Genomic DNA, 21,288 nt, shown 5'->3' with positions numbered 1-21,288 from the left:
CGCAACGCGCCGTTCCGCTTCCGTGGGAGCCGCCACGGCGGCGATGAGGCTTTCCCGATACAGCCCCGTTGCCGCCATGGCGGCTCCCACATTTCCACCGTCGCGCTGACGCGTCGCTGCGGGGATAGGACGTTTGGGCAATGCACCGGCGTCCGCCGCGGGCTGCAAGTAAGGCGGGTTGCGCACGCCGGGCTCCGTAATGGCTGATCTGCATCGTCCATAACGCGAGCGCGTCCCTGCACCGGACAGCCCGCGCCGACGGCCGCGCAGAAGCCCTGCGCTATGATGAACGACTGTTCCGCTCACTTCTTCGCCATGACCACAGCCCTCAACGCCAGCCACCTGATCTGGATCGATCTTGAGATGACAGGACTGGACACGGACCGCGATTCGATCCTGGAAGTCGCCACGGTCGTGACCGATTCCCAGCTCAACATCCTGGCCGAGGGACCCGAGTTCGCCATCGCCCATCCGCTCGACGCGCTGGAGCGCATGGACGAATGGAACCGCAACCAGCACCGGCGCTCCGGGCTGTGGGACCGGGTGGTGTCCAGCACCGTGACCCTGGGCCAGGCCGAGGCGGCGACCGTGGAATTCCTGGCGCGCTGGGTGCCGGCCAACGCCTCGCCGATGTGCGGCAACTCGATCTGCCAGGACCGCCGCTTCCTGCACCGGCTGATGCCGCGCCTGGAGCGCTACTTCCACTACCGCAATCTGGACGTGAGCACGCTCAAGGAACTGGCGCGGCGCTGGGCGCCGCAGGTGCTGGAGGGCGTCAAGAAGCAGTCCTCGCACACCGCTCTGAGCGACGTGCACGACTCGATCGCCGAACTGCGCCACTACCGCCGCTACCTGGCGCAGCTGGCGCTGCCAGAGCAGGGCTGAGCACGCTGCAATCTCGCGGCGAACTTAGCTCAGTGTGAGCCGCCATGGCGGCGATGAGGCTTTCCCGGTAGAGCCCCATCGCCGCCATGGCGGCTCACACAAGGGCGGCGACTGACAGACGCCAGCCACTTCCCACCGTCATTCCCGCGAAGGCGGGAATCCAGGGACTTTCGCGCGGTGGATCAAGACGCCGGGTTCCCGCGTTCGCGGGAACGACGGGTGTGAGTTTCCTCAGGAAGGGAAGTCTGACTTCTGGGTACAGCTGGGAGGGCCGAGAAACCGGGGAAAGCCCGTCGCCGCCACGGGCGGCTCCCACCTGTAGAGCGGAGCTTGCTCCGCTGCTCTTCGTTCAGTTCGTGGGAAAGCCCCAGCGGAGCAAGCTCCGCTCTACAGGCGGACCGCCGCGAGATTTGAGGAGACACCTGCTCCCACCCAGCTACAGACAGCAGGAAGGCGGCCTTGGCCGCCTTCTTGCTGTTCAACTCACACGATGAAGCCGCGCGCTAATTGCCCTTGGCCGCACCCGGCCCCGCACCCGTATCGCCATCGTCGCTCACGGCCTTGGTCAGCACCTCGGCCAGCGGACGCCCGTCGGCGTCGTGGTGATAGACATGCAGATCGCGCTGCGGGTAGGGGATGGACAGGCCCTGCTCCAGCAGCTGGTTGCGGATGGCCTCGATCACCGTGCTCTTGGCGCTGCCGAAATCGCCGTTGCTGGCATAGGCGAACAGCATCAGGTCCACGCTGCTCTCGCCCAGGTTGGTGACCTGCACGAACGGCTTGGGGTCCTTCAGCACCAGCGGATTCTGCTCGGCGATCTCCAGCAGGATGCGCTGGGCCTGCTTGAGGTCGTCGTCGTAGCCCACGCCCACCGTGATCTCCAGCCGGCGCGTGGGCAGGGTGGAGTAGTTGATGATCGGCGCGGTGGTGATGGTGCTGTTGGGCAGGGTGATCACGCGCTGGTCGAAGGCGCGGATGCGCGTCTGGAACACGCGGATCTCATCGACGATGCCCTCCTGGCCGGCCGCGACCACGTGGTCGCCGTCGCGCATCGGCCGCAGCACGATCAGCATCACGCCCGAGGCGATGTTGGACAGCGAGTCCTTCAACGCCAGGCCGACGGCCAGGCCGGCAGCGCCCAGCACGGTGGCCAGCGAGGTCGCCGGCACGCCGATCTTGGTCAGCGCGCTGACGAACACCAGCACCAGCAGCACCGCATAGGACACATTGCGCAGGAAGCTGCTGAGCGTGCTCTCCACGCTGGCGCGGGTCAGGGCACGCTCCAGCGCCAGGCTCAGGCGCTTGGACAGCCACATGCCCACCACCACGATGACCAGCGCGATCCCCCAGTTGAGGAGGATCCCGGCCCAGTCCACCGTGCTCCAGTCGAACGCCGGTGCGCCGGCCGCCCTGGCCGGTGCCGGCGCGGCGGTCGTCGCGGCCAGCAGCGTGTGCATCGCCCCCATCATGCGGCCTTGGTCTTGGCCAGCGCCAGCCAGGTATCGACCACGGTATCGGGATTGAGCGAGACCGACTCGATGCCTTCCTTCATCAGCCACTCGGCCAGGTCGGGATGGTCCGAGGGGCCCTGACCGCAGATGCCCACGTACTTGCCCTTGGCGCGCGCGGCCTTGATCGCCATCGACAGCAGCTTCTTGACCGCCGGATTCCGCTCGTCGAACAGGTGCGCGACGATCGACGAGTCGCGGTCCAGGCCCAGCGAGAGCTGGGTCAGGTCGTTGGAGCCGATCGAGAAGCCGTCGAAGATCTCCAGGAACTCCTCGGCCAGCAGCGCGTTGGACGGCACCTCGCACATCATGATGATCTTCAGGCCGTTCTCGCCCTGCTTCAGGCCATTGGCCTCCAGCACCTCGACCACCTTGCGGCCTTCCTCCAGCGTGCGCACGAACGGGATCATGACCCAGAGGTTGTCCAGGCCCATCTCGTTGCGCACCTTCAGCACCGCACGGCACTCCAGCGCGAAGGCATCGGTGAAGGAGGGATCGACGTAACGGCTGGCGCCGCGGAAGCCGATCATCGGGTTCTCTTCCTCCGGCTCGTAGCGCGTGCCGCCGATCAGGTTGGCGTACTCGTTGGACTTGAAGTCCGACAGGCGCACGATCACCGGATTGGGCGCGACCGAGGCGGTCAGCGTGGCGATGCCCTCGGCCAGGCGGTTGACGTAGAAGTCCACCGGCGCACCGTAGCCGGCGATCTTGGCGTCGATCTTCTTCTTGGTCGCTGCGTCCTGCTGGTCGTACTCGAGCAGCGCCTTGGGATGGATGCCGATGTGGCTGGCGATGATCATCTCCAGGCGCGCCAGGCCGATGCCGGCATTGGGCAGCTGGCCGAAGTCGAACGCGCGCTCGGGGTTGGCGACGTTCATCATGATCTTCAGCGGCGCCGGCGGCATGTTGCCCAGGTCCGTGGTGGTGCGCTCGAACTCCAGCACGCCGTCGTAGATGAAGCCGGTGTCGCCCTCGGCGCAGCTGACGGTGACCTCCTGGCCGTCCTGGACCAGTTCGGTCGCATTGCCCGAGCCGACCACGGCCGGCACGCCGAGCTCGCGCGCGATGATCGCGGCATGGCAGGTGCGGCCGCCGCGGTTGGTGACGATGGCGCTGGCGCGCTTCATCACCGGCTCCCAGTCCGGATCGGTCATGTCGGCGAACAGCACATCGCCCGGCTGCACGCGGTCCATGTCCTCCAGCGAGCGCACCACGCGCGCCACGCCGGCGCCGATCTTGGCGCCCACCGCGCGGCCCTCGGCCAGCACCTTGGCGCCCTTGGCCGACAGCGCGAAGCGCTCGATCTGGGTCGCATGGCTGCGCGACTTCACCGTCTCCGGGCGCGCCTGCACGATGAACAACTTGCCGCTGACCCCGTCCTTGGCCCATTCGATATCCATCGGGCGCTTGTAGTGCTTCTCGATGATCAGCGCCTGCTTGGACAGCTCCTGCACATCCTCATCGCTGATGGAGAAGGTGTTGCGCAACTCGCCCGGCGTGTCCTCGATGCGCACGCGCTCGCCCGGCACATCCGAATAGACCATGCGCACCTGCTTGCTGCCCAGCGAGCGGCGCAGGATCGCCGGCTTGCCCGCGCTGAGCGTGGGCTTGTAGACGTAGAACTCGTCCGGATTGACCGCGCCCTGCACAACCATCTCGCCCAGGCCAAAGGAGGAGGTGACGAACACCACGTCGCGGAAGCCGGACTCGGTGTCCAGGGTGAACAGCACGCCCGATGCGCCCACATCCGAGCGCACCATCAGCTGCACGCCGGCCGAGAGGAACACGTCCTCGTGCTTGAAGCCATGGTGCACACGGTAGGCGATCGCGCGGTCGTTGTAGAGCGAGGCGAAGACTTCCTTGACCTTGTGCACGACATCGTCGGCACCGGTGACGTTGAGGAAGGTCTCCTGCTGTCCGGCGAAGGACGCATCGGGCAGGTCCTCGGCGGTGGCCGACGAACGCACCGCCACGGCCACATCGCCGCCGCCGTTCTCGGCGGACAGCTGCGCGTAGGCGCTGCGGATGTCCTTGTCCAGCTCGGGCTGCAGCGGGGCATCGATGACCCAGCCGCGGATCTCCTTGCCGGCCGCAGTCAGCGCGCCGACGTCCTCGACATCCAGCGTCTCGAGCTTGTCGAAGATGCGCTTGGACAGATCGTTGTGCGCGATGAAGTCCTTGAACGCCTCTGCCGTGGTGGCGTAGCCGCCAGGCACCGACACGCCCAGCTGGGCCAGGTTGCCGATCATCTCGCCCAGCGAGGAATTCTTGCCGCCCACGCGGGCCAAATCCGACAAGCCAAGCTCATGCAGCCACAGGATGTTCTGGTTCAAGCGCTACGCTCCGATAGCAGCCGTTGCCACACCCGGTGGGGTTGCAGCGTCGGGCCGCGTCCTAGGGGGAAAGGCGGTTATGATGCAGTGCCAAAACAAGCATCACAAGCTTGAATTGGCGGGGTTTTCAGTTTCAACAGACAGGATGAAGGCAATGTCGAGTGTCCGGCCGGTGTTCTATGTCTCGGATGGAACCGGTATCACCGTTGAAACCATTGGGCATAGCCTGCTCACGCAGTTCTCCGGTTTCTCATTCATCACCGACCGGATTCCGTTCGTCGACGATCCGGAAAAAGCCAGCGATGCGATCGAACGCATCCGCGAAGCGGGCCTGCGCCACGATGCGCGCCCGATCGTGATCCACTCGATCGTCGATCCCTCCATCGCCCAGGCGCTGGCCTCCAGCGGTGCGCTGATGCTCGATGTCTTCGCGCCCTTCATCGATCCGATGGAGCGCGAACTGGGCGCGGTGCGCCAGTCGCGCGTGGGCCAGGCGCACGGCATCGTCAATTTCGAGGCCTATCACCGCCGTATCAACGCGATGAACTTCGCGCTGACCCACGACGATGGCGTGGCGATCAACTACGACGAGGCCGACCTGATCCTGGTCGCGGTGTCGCGCGCCGGCAAGACGCCCACCTGCGTCTATCTGGCGTTGCATTACGGGGTTAAGGCGGCAAATTACCCGCTCACCGACCAGGATCTGGAAACCGACCGGCTGCCCGCGAGGCTGCGCCCGTACCGCAAGAAGCTCTTCGGCCTGACCATCGACCCGGACAGGCTGTGCCAGATCCGCCAGGAGCGCCGGCCCAACTCGAGTTACGCCAAGTTCGAGACCTGCAAACGCGAGGTCGCCGCGGCGGAGGACATGTTCCGCACCGAGCGGCTGCCCACGCTGAGCACCACGCACACTTCGATCGAGGAAATCGCCAGCAAGGTGATGTCCACCCTGGGCCTGCAGCGCGAAATGCTCTGAAGCCGCTGGCATCTGCCCGGCTTTACGGCGCTGGAAACGGTGCCGGCCCGGCGGTTGGAAAAGCGCGGGCGGACCTCCACGTTAGGTGCACAACCCACCGGGCGTCAATGCTGCCGCATGCGCCTGCCAGCGTGTAGGATCCCCCCATGGCATTGACGCTCTCCCGCGCCGCGCACCTCCCCAAGCTGGGCCGCTTCGGCTGGCTGATGGGGCTGTACGCGGAAAACTACGGCCGGTTGGCGCGGCTGTTCGCTCCGATCGACCTGGCGCCGGGCCAGTACGTGTCCAGCATCGGCGATGGCCTGGATCTGCGCGTGGACGTGATCGAGACCCACCGCTACACGGTCGAGCTGCGCCTGACCTACGGCCTGATCGATCCGCAGACCGGCGAGCCGGATCCGTCGGCGTTCGTGCGGGTGTACCGCGATGCGCGCCAGGCCGAGGCCACGCACTGCTACGTCGGGCGGCGCTGGCAGGACGTGATCGGGCTGTTCCCGCCGCCGGCCGAGCTGATCAGCCACCGCATGCGCATGAACACCTTCCTGGGCAAGTGGCTGGAGTATCTGTCCGAGCGCGGCCACGGGGTGGCCACCCTGCGCCGCGTCGACGCGGTCGATGCCGAGGCGTCCGCGCTCGCCTGAGGCGGGCGCTTACCAGAAGTCGGGCAGGGGGCGCTTGACGATCGCGTCGGCGCAGTCGATCTGCGACTCCACATGCATGCGCGCCAGGGCCAGGTAGTTGGCCTTCGGGCCGCTGCCGCTGCCGGCCACTTCGCCCAGATACTCGCTGCCCGCCCACACGCGGCCGATCCACTCGGCCTTGTCTTCGCCGATGGTCATGGTGATGGTGTAGCGCAGCCGGCGCCCCTGCTTGTCGGTGCACAGATACACCGTGGGGAACTGCATGGCGAAGTGGTTCTCGGTGCTGAGCTTGCTCAGGAACACGCGGGTCTGCTCCACCAGCTCCGCACGCTGCTGCGCATCCAGATGCTCGGTCTCGCCCTTGAAGTAGGGCGATTCGTTCAAGAAGTACTCGACAGCCTCCGCGGGCGCATAGCCGTTGCGCCGGATCCAGCTGGCGAAAGCGGTTTCATAGCGGGCGAACAGGGCACTGGCTGGCTTCGACATCGAGACTCCTAGGGATCGGCAGGCGGAACGCGGGGCGACATCGCAAGCACGGCGTTGCGCCTGTTTATTTTGATGAAACCGGGGTGGTCTGGGCATGAAGATCCGGGCGCGTTCGCCTTCATGCGGGGCTAATGCTTGCCGACCTCGCGCGCTCGCGACTTGCAAGCTGAACTTGCATCCCGCGCTTGTGCGGTAAGCGCTATGGCCCCGACTTTGAGCGCTATGGCTTCGGAAGGGCATCGGTCCGGAGGGCGGCGTCCGCTTTTCCCTCGGTCAGGGCATCCTGCCCTGACTCGGGCGCTCGGCATCCTGCCTCGCTAGTCGCGGCCACCGCCCTCCGGCCCGCTGCCGCGCGCATCAGGTCACAGGACTTCGGTTTGCGGGGTCGTGCTAACCGCTTCCTTAAGCACAACGCGATCAGTGACGGGAAGGCATCGACTTGAGGCCCCCTCCCTTTCGCCAGAGGCGAAGGGGAGGGACGGGGAGGGGTCGGGGCTTTCCCGGTCAAGCCACAGAAAGCGAACAGCAAAAGCCCCCCTCAGTCGCTGGTTCGCGACTTCGAGCTCTCCTCCGCCTGCGGCGAAAGGGAGGGGGCAGAGCATGTGCTCGATGCCTTCGAGTCGAAAGAAGTCCTGATCCATCAGCCGCAGCGCCTCGACCCGCGCTCATGACCTCGACACTCTCACGCACGGCCGCGGGGCAAACAAAAAAGCGCAGCGGGTGAGCGCTGCGCTTTTCCGTAAAACCTGGCGTCCCCACGGGGATTCGAACCCCGGTCGCTACCGTGAAAGGGTAATGTCCTAGGCCTCTAGACGATGGGGACGCGTCTGGAACATCTGACGCGGACAGGTCGGTCTTCCGACCCGCGCGTCTTGGATGCGGCGATGAAGTGGTGGAGCCAGGCGGGATCGAACCGCCGACCTCCTGCATGCCATGCAGGCGCTCTCCCAGCTGAGCTATGGCCCCGAACTTCAAGAAAAAGCGCAGCCGGACAACGCTGCGCTCTTCGTACAACTTGGCGTCCCCACGGGGATTCGAACCCCGGTCGCTACCGTGAAAGGGTAATGTCCTAGGCCTCTAGACGATGGGGACGCGGTGAAACCTGTGTTGCTTCGCAGACGGGCCTAACGACTGCGATTGAAACGTGGTGGAGCCAGGCGGGATCGAACCGCCGACCTCCTGCATGCCATGCAGGCGCTCTCCCAGCTGAGCTATGGCCCCGGTGTCTTGGGAGCCCGGCATTCTAATGACGCCCTGGGCCTTCCGCAAGCATCACGCGAAGGAAATCGCACAGGGCATTGCCGGGCCTGACTTGTGCTGTGCAAACCCGCTCGCCAGGATGACCCCGCTGCACCAAAGCCGTCGCGGCAGATCTCGCCAGAACGATCAGGCCGGCGGTGCGGACACGTTCCAGCGCAGGATTACCGGCACGTTCGCGTGGCGGGCGTCCAGATCGAGCACGCACAGCGTGGCCGGATCCAGGATCAGATGCTGACCCAGGTCGACCGGCCGCTGCAGCCAACGCGCGGTCAGCACACGTCCGAAGTGGCCGTGACTGAAGACCGCCACATCGCCCGGCAGCGCACGCAGACGCGCGACTAGCCGATCGGCGCGCGCGGACACGGCCGCCGGCGATTCGCCGCCGGGGCAGCCATCGCGCCAGATGTCCCAGTCGGGTCGCGCGGCCTGGATCTCGGTCGAGCGCAGGCCTTCGTAGTCGCCGTAGTCCCATTCCGCCAGATCCGGCTCGATCTGCGCATCGCGCCCCAAACCAGCGAGCCGGCAGGTGTCCTGGGCGCGCTGGCGCGGGCTGACCAGCACGCTGGCGAAGCGCACACCGGCCAGCAGCGGCGCAAGCGCGCTGGCCATCTGCGCGCCGTGTTCGGTCAGCGGGATATCGGTGCTGCCGGTGTGGCGGCCGGACCGCGACCATTCGGTCTCGCCATGCCGGATGAGATAGATCGCCAAGGCCGTCTTTCCTGGAAGGGGGACGGCATCGTAGACAGTTCCGCGCGAGACGTGCACGCAACGCCGGTGACCCGTCTTCTAGCCGCCGCCAGCCCCGGGTGCGGACAGGGCCGGGTAGTCGGTGAGGCCATGCGCCCCGCCGCCGAACAGCGTGTCCGGATCGTGTGCGCTGAGCGGCGCGCCGGTGCGCAGACGCTCGGGAAGATCGGGGTTGGCCACGAAGGGCCGGCCGAACGCGATCAGATCGGCCCAGCCTTCCTCCAGCGCGGCACGCGCACGCTCGGCGGTGTACTTGCCCGCGTAGATGAGCGCACCGGGGAAGGCCACGCGCAGCTGCCGCTTGAACGCGAGCGGCATATGCGGCGCATCGTCCCAGTCGGCCTCGGCGATATGGAGGTAGGCCACGTCGATCTCGCCCAGCCGCTTGGCCGCGGCCAGGTAAGTGACCTGCGGCTGCGCGTCCGAGCAGCCGTTGAGCGTGGTCAGCGGGGCCAGGCGGATGCCGACGCGGCGCCTGTCCCCGGTGCCTTCGACCAGCGCCGTGGCCACTTCGTCCAGGAAGCGCAGCCGGTTCTCCAGCGAGCCGCCGTAGGCATCGGTGCGGTCGTTGGCGTTGGAGTCGATGAACTGGTTGACCAGGTAGCCGTTGGCCGCGTGCAGCTCGACGCCGTCGAAACCGGCGGCCATCGCCTGGCGCGCCGCCTGGCGGAACTCGTCGACGATGCCGGGGATTTCCTCGGTGGCCAGCGCACGCGGCATCGAGGCCTGGACGAAGCCGGGCTTCCCGTCGCGCTCGGCCACGAACACGTTGACGCCCTCGGCATGGATGGCCGAGGACGACACCGGCGATCGCCCGTCGAGCAGTCTGGTGTGGCTGAGCCGGCCGACGTGCCAGAGCTGGGCGAAGATCCGCCCGCCGGCGGCGTGCACGGCCTCGGTCACCTGGCGCCAGCCTTCCACCTGCGCGGGACTGTGGATGCCGGGCGTCCAGGCATAGCCATTGCCCAGCGGCGCGATCCAGGTGCCTTCGCTGACGATCAGCCCGGCGCCGGCGCGCTGGGCGTAGTAGGCGGCCATCAGCGCGCTCGGCACATCGCCCGGCTGGCTGGCGCGCGAGCGCGTCATCGGCGGCATCACGATGCGGTTGGGCAATTCGAGCTCGCCCAGGACATAGGGCTGGAAGAGAGGATCTTGGGTGTTGGACATCACGGGTCTCCTCGGCGGGCAGGCGAGCGCCGGCCGGCCGTTTGGAAAAGTAGGGAAGAAAGGACTCGGCCAAGCCGGGTGCGGAAGCCCGCGACCATCAGGCCGGCGACAGGCATGCGCGGCAGCGCGTCAGTCCCAGGCCGGCGCCAGACCGGCGGGATCGACCTCGCGGCCATTGCGCTCGAGCGTGGCGATCTGCGCCATGTCGTCCGCATCCAGCCGCAGGTCGCGTGCGAGCAGATTGCTGGCCAGGTTCTCGCGCCGGGTCGAGGAAGGGATCACCGCATAGCCCAGCTGCAGGGCCCACGCCAGCGCGACCTGGGCCACGGTGGCCTGGTGCTTGTCCGCGATCCGCATCAGCACCGGGTCCTTGAGGACCTTGCCGTAGGCCAGGGTCATGTACGAGGTGACCGCGATGCCTTGCTCCTGCAGGAAGGCGGTCAGCTTGCGGCTCTGCAGATAGGGGCTCAGCTCGATCTGGTTGGTGGCGATCTCGCCTTCGCCCACCGCCGCGATGGCTTCGCAGGTCAGGGCGATGTTGAAGTTGGACACGCCGATCTGGCGGGTCAGGCCCAGCGCCTTGGCCTCGGCCAATGCCGTCATGAACTCGGCGAGCGCCACGCCGTTGCCGGGCGCCGGCCAGTGGATCAGGGTCAGGTCCACGCGGTCGGTGCGCAGCCTGTCCAGGCTCTGGCGCAGGCTGGGGATCAGCTTGTCCCGGGCGTAGTGATCGACCCAGATCTTGGTGGTCAGGAACAGCGCATCGCGCGCGACGCCGCTCTCGGCGATGGCCTGGCCGACCTCGGCCTCGTTGCCATAGACCTGCGCGGTGTCGATGTGGCGATAGCCCAGTTCCAGCGCGTTGCGCACCGAATCGATCGCGGTCTGGCCGGTCAGCCGGAAGGTGCCGACGCCGAAGGAAGGAATGCTCATGGAAAAGCTCCGATTGCGTTGATAAGAAAGAGAGGAAAGATCAGGCGGTGTGGGCCAGGGGCGCGGCGTTGCGGCGATCCAGCCGGCCCGAGAGGACGGTCAGGCCCAGGGCGCCCAGCGTCACCAGCGCGGCGATCCAGGGCGTGTGGGCGAGCCCCAGATGCGCGACCACCTGCGCGCCGGCCCAGGAGCCGCCGGCCACGCCCAGGTTGAAGGCCGAGATGTTGAAACCGGCGGCGACATCGGTCGCATCGGGCGCCACCTGTTCGGCCTGCCTCACCACATAGACCTGCAGGGCGGGCACATTGCCGAAGGCCACCGCGCCCCAGGCGAGCACTGTCAGCACGACCAGCCATGGCGAGGGGGCGGTGAAGGTCAGCACCAACAGCACCAGCGCCAGCAGGCCGAAGATGACTTTCAGCGCGCTGACCGGCCCGCGGCGATCGGCCAGGCGACCGCCCCAGACGTTGCCGATGGCCACCGACACGCCATAGGCCAGCAGCACCAGGCTCACCATCTGCGGCCGGAAGCCCGAGATGTCTTCGAGGATGGGCGCGAGGAAGGTGAAGGCGATCAGCGAGCCGCCATAGCCGACCGCGGTCATCGCGTAGACCAGCAGCAGGCGCGGCTGCAGCAGCACGCGCAGCTGGCGGCGCAGCGGGGCCGGCGTGGCATGCGCGATGTTTCGCGGCACCAGCGACTGCGCGCCGATCATCGCCACCAGGCCGAAGACCGCTACCGCCAGGAACGTGGTGCGCCAGCCGAAGTGCTGACCGATGAACGTGCCCAGCGGGATGCCGGTGACGAAGGCCACGGTCATGCCGCTAAACATCGTGGCGATGGCGCTGGCCGCCTTCTCGCGCGGCACCAGACTGGTGGCGACGATGGAGCCGACCGAGAAGAACACGCCGTGCGCCAGCCCGGTCAGCAGGCGGGCGAGGATCAGGGTCGCGTAGCCCGGCGCCAGCCAGGCCACCAGGTTGCCGACGGTGAACAAGGCCATCAGCCCGACCAGCAGCGGCTTGCGCGGCACCCGGCCGGTGATGGCCGTGAGGATGGGCGCGCCGATGGCGACGCCCAGCGCATACAGGCTGACCAGCAGGCCGGCGGAGGGCAGGGCGACCCCCAGATCGGTCGCGATGGTCGGGATCAGGCCGACGATGACGAACTCGGTCGTGCCGATGGCGAAGGCCGCCAGGGTCAGGGCGAGGAGGGCGAGCGGCATGGTGGACTCACGTCAGGGCGCTTCACGGAAGGAAGCGATGGCGTGCAGTCTGGGCGCTTTACATTCGCGGAAAAACGCCCTAATAGGTCAGACACTTTTGATCTGGCATCAACAATGAAGATCACCCTGGACGAACTGCAGGCCTTCGTCGCCGTGGTGGACGCCGGCTCGATCACCGCCGCGGCCGAGCATCTAGAGCAGACCGTGTCCGGGATCAGCCGCACCCTGGCCCGGCTGGAGAGCAAGCTGGACACCACGCTGCTGCGCCGGACCACGCGGCGGCTGGAGCTGACCGAGGAGGGCGCCGCGTTCCTGGCCCGCGCCCGCGCCATCCTGGATTCGGTCGAGGCGGCCGAGGAACAGATGGCCACGCGGCGGCAGCAGCCCGTGGGCCGCCTGCGCGTGGATGCGGCGACGCCCTTCATGCTGCACGTGATCGTGCCGCGGGTGGCGGGCTTCCGCGCGCGGTTTCCCAAGGTGGAGCTGGAGCTGGCCAGCAACGAGGGCATCACCGACCTGCTGGAAAAGCGCACCGACGTGGCGTTCCGCATCGGGCCGTTGAAGGACTCGACCCTGCATGCGCGCCCGGTCGCCACCAGCCGGCTGCGCCTGCTGGCGAGCCCGGCCTATCTGGCGCGCGCCGGAACGCCCAGGCGCGTTTCGGACCTGAAGGCGCACTCGCTGCTCGGCTTCACCCAGCCGGAGTCGCTGAACCGGTGGCCGCTGCGAGACGCCGAGGGCCAGCCGCTGCAGATCCGCCCGGACCTGGCCTCCTCCAGCGGCGAGATCCTGCGCCAGCTGGCGCTCGCAGGCGAGGGCATCGCCTGCCTGTCCGACTTCATGACCGCGGCCGACCGCCAGCGCGGCGAGCTGGTCCAGTTGCTGCCCAAGGCCACCCTCGACGTGCGCCAATCGATCAACGCCGTCTACTACCGCAACACCACGCTCGCCTCACGCATCACCTGCTTCATCGACTACATGATCGATGCGCTCGCGCCGGGGAGGTTTGAGGCTTAGGTGGCGGAAGGGGCCGCCTGGTCCGCAAGACCGGCGGCCTCAGCAAGGCTCATGGGGCAGGTCCTGCCAGCCATTCGGCAGCCGCTTGAGCCGACGGCCGCCCATGCAGCGCTCATCGTCCGACAGCGGACGCCTGGTCCTGGTCGGCGCCGGCGCGTAGCTCGGCGTGGGCGGCACCGCAGACTGCGCCTGGCGCGTGGCCTGCTGCAGCTGACGGCTGAGCCGCTTCGCCGCATCTTCGGCCTGACTGGCCGCAAAGCCCGCCAGAAGGAGGAACGCGATGCCCGCCACAGCCGCACTCATCAGCTGGCCGACGAAGACGCCAAGCGCGATCTGCCACCACAATCCATAGTGCGGCCCACGTGCGGGCTGGTAGCGATCATTCATTGGCCTGTCCCTGGTCGAAGACCTGGAGCATAGCGGGGACGCGGAGGGCTGCCTCCAAAAGTAAGGCGGCAGCTTGGTGGGGAGCCAGGCAGGACCAGACCGCCAGCCTGGGATCCTGCCAGATCTAACTTCGCATAATGTATATCGGGCTATCGGCTGAATAGTCTTTGGACGCCGCTTGCGCGGGTTGCTGTGCGCTTCCCAGCACCATCACTATCAGCAGGGCGGCGCTGGCCCCCAGGCGCTTCGCTAGGGCAGCCCATGCGCGTCCTGCCGCGCCTTCGCTTCGTACTGCTTTGATTGCTAGCAGCCATTCGCCGGGATCGTCTCCCGCTAGGTCTGCAAGCTGCACGATCACTTCTTCGTCAGGGAACTTGTCCCCGCTGCGCCATTGGCTGACCACTTGCCGTGACCGCCCAAGCCTTTCCCCTAGCGCCATGTCGGTGGGTATGCCCCGGCGCTGGCGCGCTTTGTCCATCAAGGTTGCAACAAGCATGTTTCCCGCCTAGTTGACATCTGTCCGCCAGTCAGCTTACATGCGCCATGTTCCCCGAGCGGGGAACAGCCGGCCCCCTTCGCCCTTGGAGGGGTGACCGGCTCCAAGGGCCAGGGGCAGGGGACAACACGATGAATATCGATCAGTGGAAGACGCTTCAGCCGCGTGTGGTTGAGGTGCAGCGCTTGGCGCTTGAGTTCGCGGTGCTGGGTCAGTCTGAGGTTTCGCGGCTGTTGTTGGCCGCCGCGTTGAAGGCCGACAAGATCAAGCCCGATTCGGTGCGTGACGATAGGCCGGCCGAAGAGCCCGCCAAGCGCGGTTCGAAATGATTGCTGACGCGATCATCTGCTGTGTGCTGGTCGGCGCGTGTATGAGTGTCGCGTTTGGCGTGGTCTGGCTGGGCTCTGCCATCTTCGATGAGTGTGAGCGGCGCCGTCGTGCGGCATGGCGCGCCGATCAGGTCAGGCGCGAGGCGATTCGGGATCTTCCGAAGCTCACGCCCGGCCAGCTGCGTGCAGGCGATCAGGCGTCGTTCCGTGGCTGACGGTGGCCACATGCCAGTGTGCCGCGCATGCGGTGATGCCTATCCGCATGAGGATGGGTATTGCTACGACTGTCGAGACGTAGCAGGGCGCGTGGTGCTGAGCGATCAGCATCACGTTCCCACCATCGACGCAATCGATGCGTTCAACGCGCTCAACAAGGCCGCTGCTCGGCGTGCTGCGTTGGGCAATCGCGCCGTCTCCAATCACGGCGTTTCGGCTGCGGCCGGAGGCCGCAGCCTTGGGCTTGTCCCTTCTACAACAAGTGGCCACGGGCCACTGCGCCTAGCCTTTGAAATCGACGCGAACCGCATTCGGTCGCTGCGCCTAAAGAAATCCATCGTGACAGGAGCGAGGCTCCATGACGAAGAAGCGAAAAAAGGGTCCACGCGCGGTGCGTGGTACATGCTCACGACGACTTACAGACGTGGATGTGGCTCAAGCCCTCGTGACATTAGCGACCTACTTAAGCGACTCCGCCGCTTCGTCTGTGCAGCTATTCGATCCAGATACCGGGGTGACCGTCCGGTGTTCCGTTACCTCTGGGTTGGAGAACTTACAAAGGCCCTCGTTCCCCACTACCACGTCCTGATCTGGATACCGCGCGGCGTCTTCATTCCCAAGGCGGATGCGATGGGTTGGTGGGCGCATGGCATGACGAAGATTGAGCGTGCGCGCAATGCGGTTGGCTATCTCGCGAAGTATGCGAGCAAGTTCACCGCTGAAGTATCTGGTGCCTTCCCCAAGGGGTTCCGCACACATGGCGTGGGCGGTCTAAATCAAGAGTCCAAGCGTGAGCTGAGGTGGTGGAAAGCCCCGCTCGCGGCGCGGCAGGAACTCGGCCCGTTGGCCGACATTCGCAAGGCACTCGGCGGCTACGTCGATCGACTCACGGGCGCGTTCTGGGCCAGCCCGTGGCATGTCTTCTATGACCTGGCCCAGCACAAAACCATCGCGTGGAGATACGCATAGCCATGAACCACATCATCATCAAGTCCGCCACCGTCGAGCAGCGCCAGATCAAGCGCAAGGACGGCACGCTTGTCACCTTCCGTGAGCAGAAAGGTGCCATCGAAAAGGGTGAAGATTTCCCCACGCCTTTCCGCTTCAATCTCGGCGATCAGCAGCCTCCGTATCCGCCGGGCAATTACCTGCTCGATGTCTCGTCGCTGGAAGTGGGCGACTTCGATTCGCTTCGGGTCGGCCGCCGTCTGGCGCTGATTCCGATGCCGCAGCCCAAGGCCTAGGCCATGGCTACGGTTTGGGTGCTGTCGTGTGCGGAAGCTGACTTCGACGCCAGCACCCAGACGTGCGCCTCTCCGATTTACACCCCGCAGGTCGTTGCTTTGCCGACGATGACCATTGCGGATGCCCAGGTCATCGGGCAGAGCGTCGCGCTTCTCTGGGGCGTGGCGTTCGTGTTTCGGCTGATCCGTAAGTTCATCAACCAAGCCAACTGAGCGAGAGAAATCATGCGCAACAACCTGTTCAAGAAGTTCCGCAACAAGCTGCCGGCGCTCGCCGGTGCGGCCACCGCTGCTGTGGCGACCGCGCCCGCGTTCGCCGCCGTGGACGTGACCGAAGTGACCACCGAGATCGCGGGCGCCGCCGCTCCGATCGCGGCGATCGGTAGCGCCGTGCTGATCGTGATGGTCGGCATCAAGGTATACAAGTGGGTGCGCCGCGCGATGTAACGGCCGCCGCCCGGCAGGGTCCGACACCCTCCGGGCGGTTTCTCTGGTGTGTGGCAGGGCAGGGGTGCGACGTGGAAGGTTGGCTGTGGCTCGGGGCCTTCTTGGTGGCCCTCTATATCCTCCTTGGTGGGGACGACTAATGGGCTGGTTCGGTCGGATGTTGGCAAACGCCATTGCCCGACGAATTGCTTACGTGCTGGTGGCGTCTGTTGCGCTTGCGATGTGTGGCCGTGCACGCGCGGCTGACTATCCAGATCAGGGCGCAGCCTACGCGGCGTGCATGCAGGAGATGAACGCGACTAAGGCGCAAGTGGAGGGTACCGGTGGCATGTGCAACGGGCCCTTCGATGCTGGCGCCAAGAAGTTCTACGAATGCCGCGTGGTGATCGCAGGTAACGAGTCTGGCAGCCAATGCGGCTCCTTTGGCGATCATGAAACGAATTTCTTTTTTGAGCCGTGCCCGGCAGATAAGCCATGGGACGAGGCAACGCATACTTGTAAGGCCAATAAGTGCGAAGCCGGCAAACAGATCACCGTTGGAAACCGCGATTTCTACAGCGGCACGACGGAGTGTAGGGACGGCTGTACCGTCGTGTGGTCTGCGCAGGACCAGTCGGGCTTTGCGACCGGCACGCTGTCTGGTGGTCAGTGCGATCCCAACGATCCATGTCCGTCGGGTAGTAACTCGATTCCGATCTCGTTGTTCTTGCCTGGCAACAGCGACCACGCGTGCCAGCCTGAAACCTGCCCACCGGGCATGGAGAAGATTGACGGCGTGTGTAAGAAGAAGAACGAGTGCCCCGCCGGTCAGCACGTAAATCCTAAGGGTGAATGTGAGAACGACGGAAACAACTGCCCTGCGGGTCAGACCAAAGCGCCCGATGGTTCTTGCACCGATAACAGTTGCCCGAGCGGTCAAGCAAAGGGCAAGGACGGCACCTGCAAGAAGGATTCCGATGGCGATGGCACGCCGGACGGTGAGGGAGAGGGCGAGGGTGATGACGAGGGAAAGCAGTTCAGCGGCGGGGATAGCTGTGATACGCCGCCTAGCTGTGCCGGCGATGCGATCGCCTGTGGTCAGGCGCGCATCCAGTGGCGCATCGATTGCAACACGCGCGCCGATACCAAGATCGTTGGTGGTGGCTGTGACGCGATCCCCGTCTGTTCCGGAAAGAATTGCAAAGCTGATGAGTACGCGCAGCTGTTGATGCAGTGGCGCACCGCCTGTGCCGTTGAAAAGCTCGCCAAGGGTGATGGTGCTGCCGGCGACCCTAACGTGAAGAAGATCGCGGATGCCATAACGGGGACGGGTGACATTGGCGAGGATGGAAGTCCAGCCGGTGCTTTTTCGGAGAACGACTCGTTGCCTGGTGGCAATGGTGCTGGCGGTGAAGCTGGCGAACTTGATCAATCCGGCTTTGGTTGGGGGCGCAGTTGCCCGACCATCCCGGATGTCAACGTCATGGGCACTAGCTTGCACTTCGATACGTCGGTCTTTTGCCAGTGGGTGAACCTCGGCGGACAGCTGGTGCTGGTGCTCGCGTCGCTGATGTGCTTGCGGATTATTTCTAGCGGACCGGAGGGCTGACGATGCCTGTTGTGTGGGGTGCGCTCGTTGCAGCGTTTAGTTGGCTGATTCGGAGTCGGATCGGTCTCTGGATCATGACCGCGATGACCTGGTTGGGCATCAATTGGGGTTCGATGAAGCTGGTGGTTGAGCCCGCGATCGATGTGCTGAAGAACAGTGCGCATGCGTTCGGTTCTGGCAGTGGTCCGCTTGGCGCGGCCGCGCTCGCGTGGGCTGGCGTTCTGAACCTCGACAAGGCGATCACCATGATTATCTCGGCAGTCGTGACCAAGAAAGCGATCATGGCCGGCCGGCTGTTCCTGTTTAAAAAGGGCTTCGGTGCGAAGCCGCCGGTAGCGACCTAATGCCCATCGAGATCTATACCGGCAAGCCCGGCAACGGCAAAACGGCGCTCATGATGGAGCGTTTGGTGGCTGAGGCGAAGAAGGCTGAGCGGCCTATCTTCGCCAGTGGCATTGACGGTTTGCAGCCTGGACTCGCCACCGTTTTGGATGATCCGAAGCGGTGGAACGAGAAGGATGCGGACGGCAACTATGTGCTGCCCAATGGCGCGCTGTGGTTCGTCGATGAGGCGTGGAAGTGGTTCGGTCACCTCACCGATGCATCGCGGCAGGTCGCGCCGCCGCATGTCATGGCGTTGGCTGAGCATCGGCACCGCGGTATCGACATGGTGTGGACCACTCAGGGGCCGAATCAGCTGTATCCGTTCGCGCGCCCTCTGATTGCGGACCACTATCACACGGTGCGTCGCTTCGGCACGTCGGTGATTGATGTTTTCCACTGGGAGGAGATGCAGGAGGAGGTCAAGTCCACCGCGAAGCGCGAAGTTGCCCAGCGCACAACGCGCACGCTGCCGACCTCCACCTTTGGGACGTACAAGTCCGCTGAGGTGCACACGATCAAGCGTCGCATCCCACTCAAGGTCATGATGCTGCCGCTGCTGTTGGTCGTCGCCATTGTTTGCGCGTGGTTCGCCTACTCTCGCCTCAAACCGAGCGCCTACGCCGCGTCTCTTGGCGCAGGCAGGGAGTCGGCCGCGGCCTCGGCCGCGGCCGGCTCCGGATCCGCCGCGGAGGTTGCGTCGAAGAACGAACGTCCGCAGCCGAAGTGGAAGTCCTTGAGCGAGTACGCCGCCGACCACCTGCCGCGCTTCGCCTCCATGCCGTGGACCGCGCCCGTCTATGACAGCCGCGAAGTGACTGCGGATCCGATGGTGTATTGCATGGCCACGGGTGCGGGCCTGGACGCGAACGGGCGCCATACCGAGCCCGGTTGCGGCTGTCGAACAGAGCAGGGCACGGTCTACGAAATGACCGAGCCGGAATGCCGGCGGGTAGCGAACAACGGCATGCCGTACAACCCCTATCGGAGAACGGATGATAGGCGGTCGGGCGAGTCCGTCACGTCGAACCCGACCCCTCGGCAAGGGCAGGGTAGCGGGTCTGTGGTCAAGGGCGCTCAGATGGCGTCCTATGGCGATATCGGGGTGGCGCCGCCCCAGAAGACCTACAGCAGCATGTGATGTCTATCTACGGCGACCTTTCGCGCCCGCAGCGTGCCATCCTCGACGAGATGCTGCAGGAAAGTGCCGTGTCGGCTGATACGGCGGTGGTCTGCCTGCGGTGGGCGCGTGCTGATCCTTATCTGCGCCTGGAAGGTCTTGGCTTGGTGTGCGTGGCCTGGTCGCGGGATCGCTGGGGGCGGCCCGTGCCTTTGCGTGTATGGGGCACTGAGGCCGGTCTTGCTGAGGTTCGGCGTGTGCGGCGCAACGCCGCGACCAGCCGATACGCTCGATTCCGGCGCTGACCAGGTAAAGTGCCGTCTCGATCGACACGGCACTTGCTCCGCCGGCGGGCAGTGGCGTCGATCTTGATCGACACGGCACCTGGTCGATCTCGATCGGCACGGCACCTGTGCCTGGCCTAGCAGGGGTCGTATGGCATGTCGGCCCAGCCGTTCGGGAGCCGCTTGTATCGCCTGCCGCCGATGCAGCGCTCATCGGGTTCTAGTGGGCGTGTTGTGCGCACCTGGCGCGTTGGCGCGGAGTAGGTCGGTTTGACAGGCGCGGCGATCCGCTGGATCTGCTGTGTGAGTCGCTTGGTTTCCTGCTCGGTCTCGTAGGTCGTGGCGCTGGCCATCAGGAAGAACCCGATGCCAGCGACGACAGCCGTCATCAGTTGGCCGACGAAGATGCCTAGCGCGATCTGCCACCACAATCCATCATGCGGATCACGGGAGGGTTGGTAGCGGTGATTCATCGGCCGGTCCTTGGTTGAAAGCCGGGAGCATAGCCGGGGTGCAGGGGCGTTGCCCCTGCGGGTGCGCTGTCACCCTGCGCGCGTTCCGAAGTGGTGTCGATGCCAGTCCTCGTTTGGCACGCGGATCACGGTCACCATCCCTTGCCGAACCGCTTTTCGTGACGCGTTATGGCTGCGCAGTCGGTCCCGCCGTTCCTCGGTCTCCAGGCGCCACAGTAGGCCCTTCATGCGTTCTGGGCTGACGCGCTGGCCAGTTGGCGACACCAGGTCTTTGCCCGCCAGGCGCCAGCCCGTCCACGGCCCGGTGAGCTCGACGTGGTTGCGGGTCAGGTGGTCCATCCGGCGTGCGGCACAAGTGTTCGGGCACGGCGCACCCATGGGCCAGCACGGGGTGACTGTCTTGCCTAAAAAAGGGTGCTGTGGATCAACACGTACCTTTTTCATGCGGCGATCCTTGCGGAGAGGTGGGGCCCTCGAGGTTTGCGCTTGGAGCGCGCCCAGGTCGTGAACAGGTGCCATGCCCATTGCAGGCCACTTCGCATAATGTATATTATGTTAGATTCAGGCGGGCCCAATTTGCACGGCATGGACTACGGCAGCGGCCATGCTGGCCGCCGGACGGAGCCCTGCACGTTTCTACTCAAAGGCCCGTACTTAGTTAGCCCCCAAGGTACAGCGCTAAGCCCCCACCAACCCCGGCTGGCTTTTCCTGACCTGAGCTTTGGTTGAATACATCCGTTTAAGGACAGCGCCGCTTTGCCTACTTTACATATCTGTCATCTCCCGGCAGAGTCCGAACCATATGGCGCGGCTAGGGGATGCGAGCGATGGACAGCTCAGAGAGTAGGTTCGACCGGAACTTGTTTAATAATGAGGTTCTGACTCGGGCCGCCCATCGTTACTCGGGCAGTTTCTACGTCAGCCTTCGGTCGGAAGGCCCTGACACGATAATCACGTTGATACCCTTTGCCGGTACTGAGGTACCGCACGACCTGGTTGGTCGCCTTCAAAACGATGTGCTAGACGAACAACTGCGTAGCCTCATCCGGGCAGAGACCCACCAACTCCACGAGCAACTCATCACGGCCGCGTTTCGCGAGGCGACAGTACGACAGCCGGACGTCAAACTGTGAAATTTCGCTCTC

The 21,288-nt window shown here is 65.5% G+C and carries 26 protein-coding genes and 4 tRNA genes; 15 read left to right on the top strand and 15 right to left on the bottom strand.

The features are described 5' to 3' along the window. Window positions 1–315: 315 nt before the first annotated feature. On the top strand, window positions 316–885 hold the full coding sequence (gene orn / locus MWN52_RS09720) for an oligoribonuclease (protein ID WP_286577633.1): 570 nt from the start codon (window positions 316–318) through the stop codon (window positions 883–885). Window positions 886–1,388: 503 nt separating this feature from the next. Here the strand turns inward: orn and MWN52_RS09715 are convergent. After that, complete coding sequence (locus MWN52_RS09715) at window positions 1,389–2,351, bottom strand: mechanosensitive ion channel family protein (protein ID WP_425608119.1); 963 nt, start codon at window positions 2,349–2,351, stop codon at window positions 1,389–1,391. After that, window positions 2,351–4,726, bottom strand: coding sequence for a phosphoenolpyruvate synthase (gene ppsA, locus MWN52_RS09710; RefSeq protein WP_286577631.1), 2,376 nt, complete (start codon window positions 4,724–4,726; stop codon window positions 2,351–2,353). The genes MWN52_RS09715 and ppsA overlap by 1 nt, the downstream gene beginning before the upstream one ends. 154 nt (window positions 4,727–4,880) lie before the next feature. On the opposite strand from ppsA, the gene ppsR reads away from it, so the two are divergent. Together ppsR and MWN52_RS09700 are read left to right on the top strand one after the other, a co-directional pair. Next, window positions 4,881–5,702, top strand: a complete 822-nt coding sequence (ppsR, locus tag MWN52_RS09705) for a posphoenolpyruvate synthetase regulatory kinase/phosphorylase PpsR (protein WP_130518795.1) — start codon at window positions 4,881–4,883, stop codon at window positions 5,700–5,702. A gap of 146 nt (window positions 5,703–5,848) precedes the next feature. Continuing rightward, on the top strand, window positions 5,849–6,343 hold the full coding sequence (locus MWN52_RS09700) for a DUF1249 domain-containing protein (RefSeq protein ID WP_130518411.1): 495 nt from the start codon (window positions 5,849–5,851) through the stop codon (window positions 6,341–6,343). Window positions 6,344–6,352: 9 nt separating this feature from the next. Here MWN52_RS09700 and MWN52_RS09695 read toward each other — a convergent pair whose 3' ends face one another. The 9 genes from MWN52_RS09695 to MWN52_RS09655 all read right to left on the bottom strand — a co-directional run bounded on the left by MWN52_RS09695 (window position 6,353) and on the right by MWN52_RS09655 (window position 12,161). Continuing rightward, entirely contained in the window at window positions 6,353–6,829 is a 477-nt protein-coding gene (locus MWN52_RS09695; RefSeq protein WP_286577630.1) for a hypothetical protein, read from the bottom strand. A gap of 747 nt (window positions 6,830–7,576) precedes the next feature. Further along, window positions 7,577–7,652: transfer RNA gene (locus MWN52_RS09690), tRNA-Glu, on the bottom strand. Window positions 7,653–7,719: 67 nt separating this feature from the next. Beyond that, window positions 7,720–7,795, bottom strand: a tRNA-Ala gene (locus MWN52_RS09685). A 50-nt stretch (window positions 7,796–7,845) separates the two neighbouring features. Then, window positions 7,846–7,921, bottom strand: a tRNA-Glu gene (locus MWN52_RS09680). 53 nt (window positions 7,922–7,974) lie between these two features. Further along, window positions 7,975–8,050: transfer RNA gene (locus tag MWN52_RS09675), tRNA-Ala, on the bottom strand. Between the two features lie 165 nt (window positions 8,051–8,215). Continuing rightward, a complete protein-coding gene (locus MWN52_RS09670) occupies window positions 8,216–8,797 on the bottom strand; it encodes a histidine phosphatase family protein (protein WP_286577629.1) in 582 nt (193 codons plus the stop codon). A 78-nt stretch (window positions 8,798–8,875) separates the two neighbouring features. Further along, window positions 8,876–10,003: an alkene reductase gene (locus MWN52_RS09665; RefSeq protein ID WP_286577628.1), complete on the bottom strand. Its 1,128-nt coding sequence runs from the start codon at window positions 10,001–10,003 to the stop codon at window positions 8,876–8,878. A 129-nt stretch (window positions 10,004–10,132) separates the two neighbouring features. Continuing rightward, window positions 10,133–10,936 carry a 2,5-didehydrogluconate reductase DkgB gene (gene dkgB, locus MWN52_RS09660; RefSeq protein WP_286577627.1) on the bottom strand — a complete coding sequence of 268 codons (804 nt, stop codon included), beginning with the start codon at window positions 10,934–10,936 and terminating at the stop codon, window positions 10,133–10,135. 40 nt (window positions 10,937–10,976) lie between these two features. Beyond that, window positions 10,977–12,161, bottom strand: coding sequence for an MFS transporter (locus tag MWN52_RS09655; RefSeq protein ID WP_286577626.1), 1,185 nt, complete (start codon window positions 12,159–12,161; stop codon window positions 10,977–10,979). A 114-nt stretch (window positions 12,162–12,275) separates the two neighbouring features. On the opposite strand from MWN52_RS09655, the gene MWN52_RS09650 reads away from it, so the two are divergent. Continuing rightward, complete coding sequence (locus tag MWN52_RS09650; protein WP_286577625.1) at window positions 12,276–13,178, top strand: LysR family transcriptional regulator; 903 nt, start codon at window positions 12,276–12,278, stop codon at window positions 13,176–13,178. Between the two features lie 39 nt (window positions 13,179–13,217). Here the strand turns inward: MWN52_RS09650 and MWN52_RS09645 are convergent, their stop codons facing one another. Then, entirely contained in the window at window positions 13,218–13,565 is a 348-nt protein-coding gene (locus tag MWN52_RS09645; RefSeq protein WP_286577624.1) for a chloride channel protein, read from the bottom strand. Between the two features lie 124 nt (window positions 13,566–13,689). Then, window positions 13,690–14,061: a helix-turn-helix domain-containing protein gene (locus MWN52_RS09640; RefSeq protein ID WP_286577623.1), complete on the bottom strand. Its 372-nt coding sequence runs from the start codon at window positions 14,059–14,061 to the stop codon at window positions 13,690–13,692. 131 nt (window positions 14,062–14,192) lie between these two features. On the opposite strand from MWN52_RS09640, the gene MWN52_RS09635 reads away from it, so the two are divergent. The 10 genes from MWN52_RS09635 (at window position 14,193) to MWN52_RS09590 (ending at window position 19,691) form a co-directional block, all read left to right on the top strand. Beyond that, window positions 14,193–14,390 (top strand): hypothetical protein, encoded by a 198-nt coding sequence (locus MWN52_RS09635; protein WP_286577622.1) that lies wholly within the window; start codon window positions 14,193–14,195, stop codon window positions 14,388–14,390. Beyond that, the gene (locus MWN52_RS09630; RefSeq protein WP_286577621.1) at window positions 14,387–14,605 is read left to right on the top strand and encodes a hypothetical protein; all 219 of its coding nucleotides are present in this window, start codon (window positions 14,387–14,389) and stop codon (window positions 14,603–14,605) included. The genes MWN52_RS09635 and MWN52_RS09630 overlap by 4 nt, the downstream gene beginning before the upstream one ends. Further along, window positions 14,598–15,575 carry a rolling circle replication-associated protein gene (locus tag MWN52_RS09625; RefSeq protein ID WP_425608103.1) on the top strand — a complete coding sequence of 326 codons (978 nt, stop codon included), beginning with the start codon at window positions 14,598–14,600 and terminating at the stop codon, window positions 15,573–15,575. Before MWN52_RS09630 ends, MWN52_RS09625 begins: the two co-directional genes overlap by 8 nt. Before the next feature lie 2 nt (window positions 15,576–15,577). Beyond that, the gene (locus MWN52_RS09620; protein ID WP_286577619.1) at window positions 15,578–15,850 is read left to right on the top strand and encodes a single-stranded DNA-binding protein; all 273 of its coding nucleotides are present in this window, start codon (window positions 15,578–15,580) and stop codon (window positions 15,848–15,850) included. 3 nt (window positions 15,851–15,853) lie between these two features. After that, window positions 15,854–16,063 (top strand): hypothetical protein, encoded by a 210-nt coding sequence (locus tag MWN52_RS09615; protein ID WP_286577618.1) that lies wholly within the window; start codon window positions 15,854–15,856, stop codon window positions 16,061–16,063. 12 nt (window positions 16,064–16,075) lie between these two features. Then, the gene (locus tag MWN52_RS09610) at window positions 16,076–16,297 is read left to right on the top strand and encodes a major capsid protein (RefSeq protein WP_286577617.1); all 222 of its coding nucleotides are present in this window, start codon (window positions 16,076–16,078) and stop codon (window positions 16,295–16,297) included. A gap of 157 nt (window positions 16,298–16,454) precedes the next feature. Next, window positions 16,455–17,885 carry a hypothetical protein gene (locus MWN52_RS09605; RefSeq protein WP_286577616.1) on the top strand — a complete coding sequence of 477 codons (1,431 nt, stop codon included), beginning with the start codon at window positions 16,455–16,457 and terminating at the stop codon, window positions 17,883–17,885. Between the two features lie 74 nt (window positions 17,886–17,959). Beyond that, window positions 17,960–18,229, top strand: coding sequence for a DUF2523 family protein (locus tag MWN52_RS09600; RefSeq protein WP_425608102.1), 270 nt, complete (start codon window positions 17,960–17,962; stop codon window positions 18,227–18,229). Then, window positions 18,229–19,407 (top strand): zonular occludens toxin domain-containing protein, encoded by a 1,179-nt coding sequence (locus MWN52_RS09595; protein ID WP_286577614.1) that lies wholly within the window; start codon window positions 18,229–18,231, stop codon window positions 19,405–19,407. Before MWN52_RS09600 ends, MWN52_RS09595 begins: the two co-directional genes overlap by 1 nt. Beyond that, window positions 19,407–19,691: a hypothetical protein gene (locus MWN52_RS09590; protein WP_286577613.1), complete on the top strand. Its 285-nt coding sequence runs from the start codon at window positions 19,407–19,409 to the stop codon at window positions 19,689–19,691. The genes MWN52_RS09595 and MWN52_RS09590 overlap by 1 nt, the downstream gene beginning before the upstream one ends. 116 nt (window positions 19,692–19,807) lie before the next feature. Here the strand turns inward: MWN52_RS09590 and MWN52_RS09585 are convergent, their stop codons facing one another. Both MWN52_RS09585 and MWN52_RS09580 read right to left on the bottom strand, forming a co-directional pair. After that, the gene (locus MWN52_RS09585) at window positions 19,808–20,143 is read right to left on the bottom strand and encodes a chloride channel protein (protein ID WP_286577612.1); all 336 of its coding nucleotides are present in this window, start codon (window positions 20,141–20,143) and stop codon (window positions 19,808–19,810) included. Window positions 20,144–20,212: 69 nt separating this feature from the next. Next, window positions 20,213–20,587 carry a DUF3653 domain-containing protein gene (locus MWN52_RS09580; RefSeq protein ID WP_286577611.1) on the bottom strand — a complete coding sequence of 125 codons (375 nt, stop codon included), beginning with the start codon at window positions 20,585–20,587 and terminating at the stop codon, window positions 20,213–20,215. Between the two features lie 374 nt (window positions 20,588–20,961). Between MWN52_RS09580 and hxsD the strand changes: the two genes are divergently transcribed. Next, window positions 20,962–21,276: a His-Xaa-Ser system protein HxsD gene (gene hxsD / locus MWN52_RS19625; protein ID WP_425608101.1), complete on the top strand. Its 315-nt coding sequence runs from the start codon at window positions 20,962–20,964 to the stop codon at window positions 21,274–21,276. Window positions 21,277–21,288 lie beyond the last annotated feature (12 nt).

Source organism: Pseudoxanthomonas winnipegensis, from assembly GCF_030322905.1.
Lineage (GTDB): Bacteria > Pseudomonadota > Gammaproteobacteria > Xanthomonadales > Xanthomonadaceae > Pseudoxanthomonas_A > Pseudoxanthomonas_A winnipegensis.
This window is presented reverse-complemented; position numbering and strand designations above follow the sequence as displayed.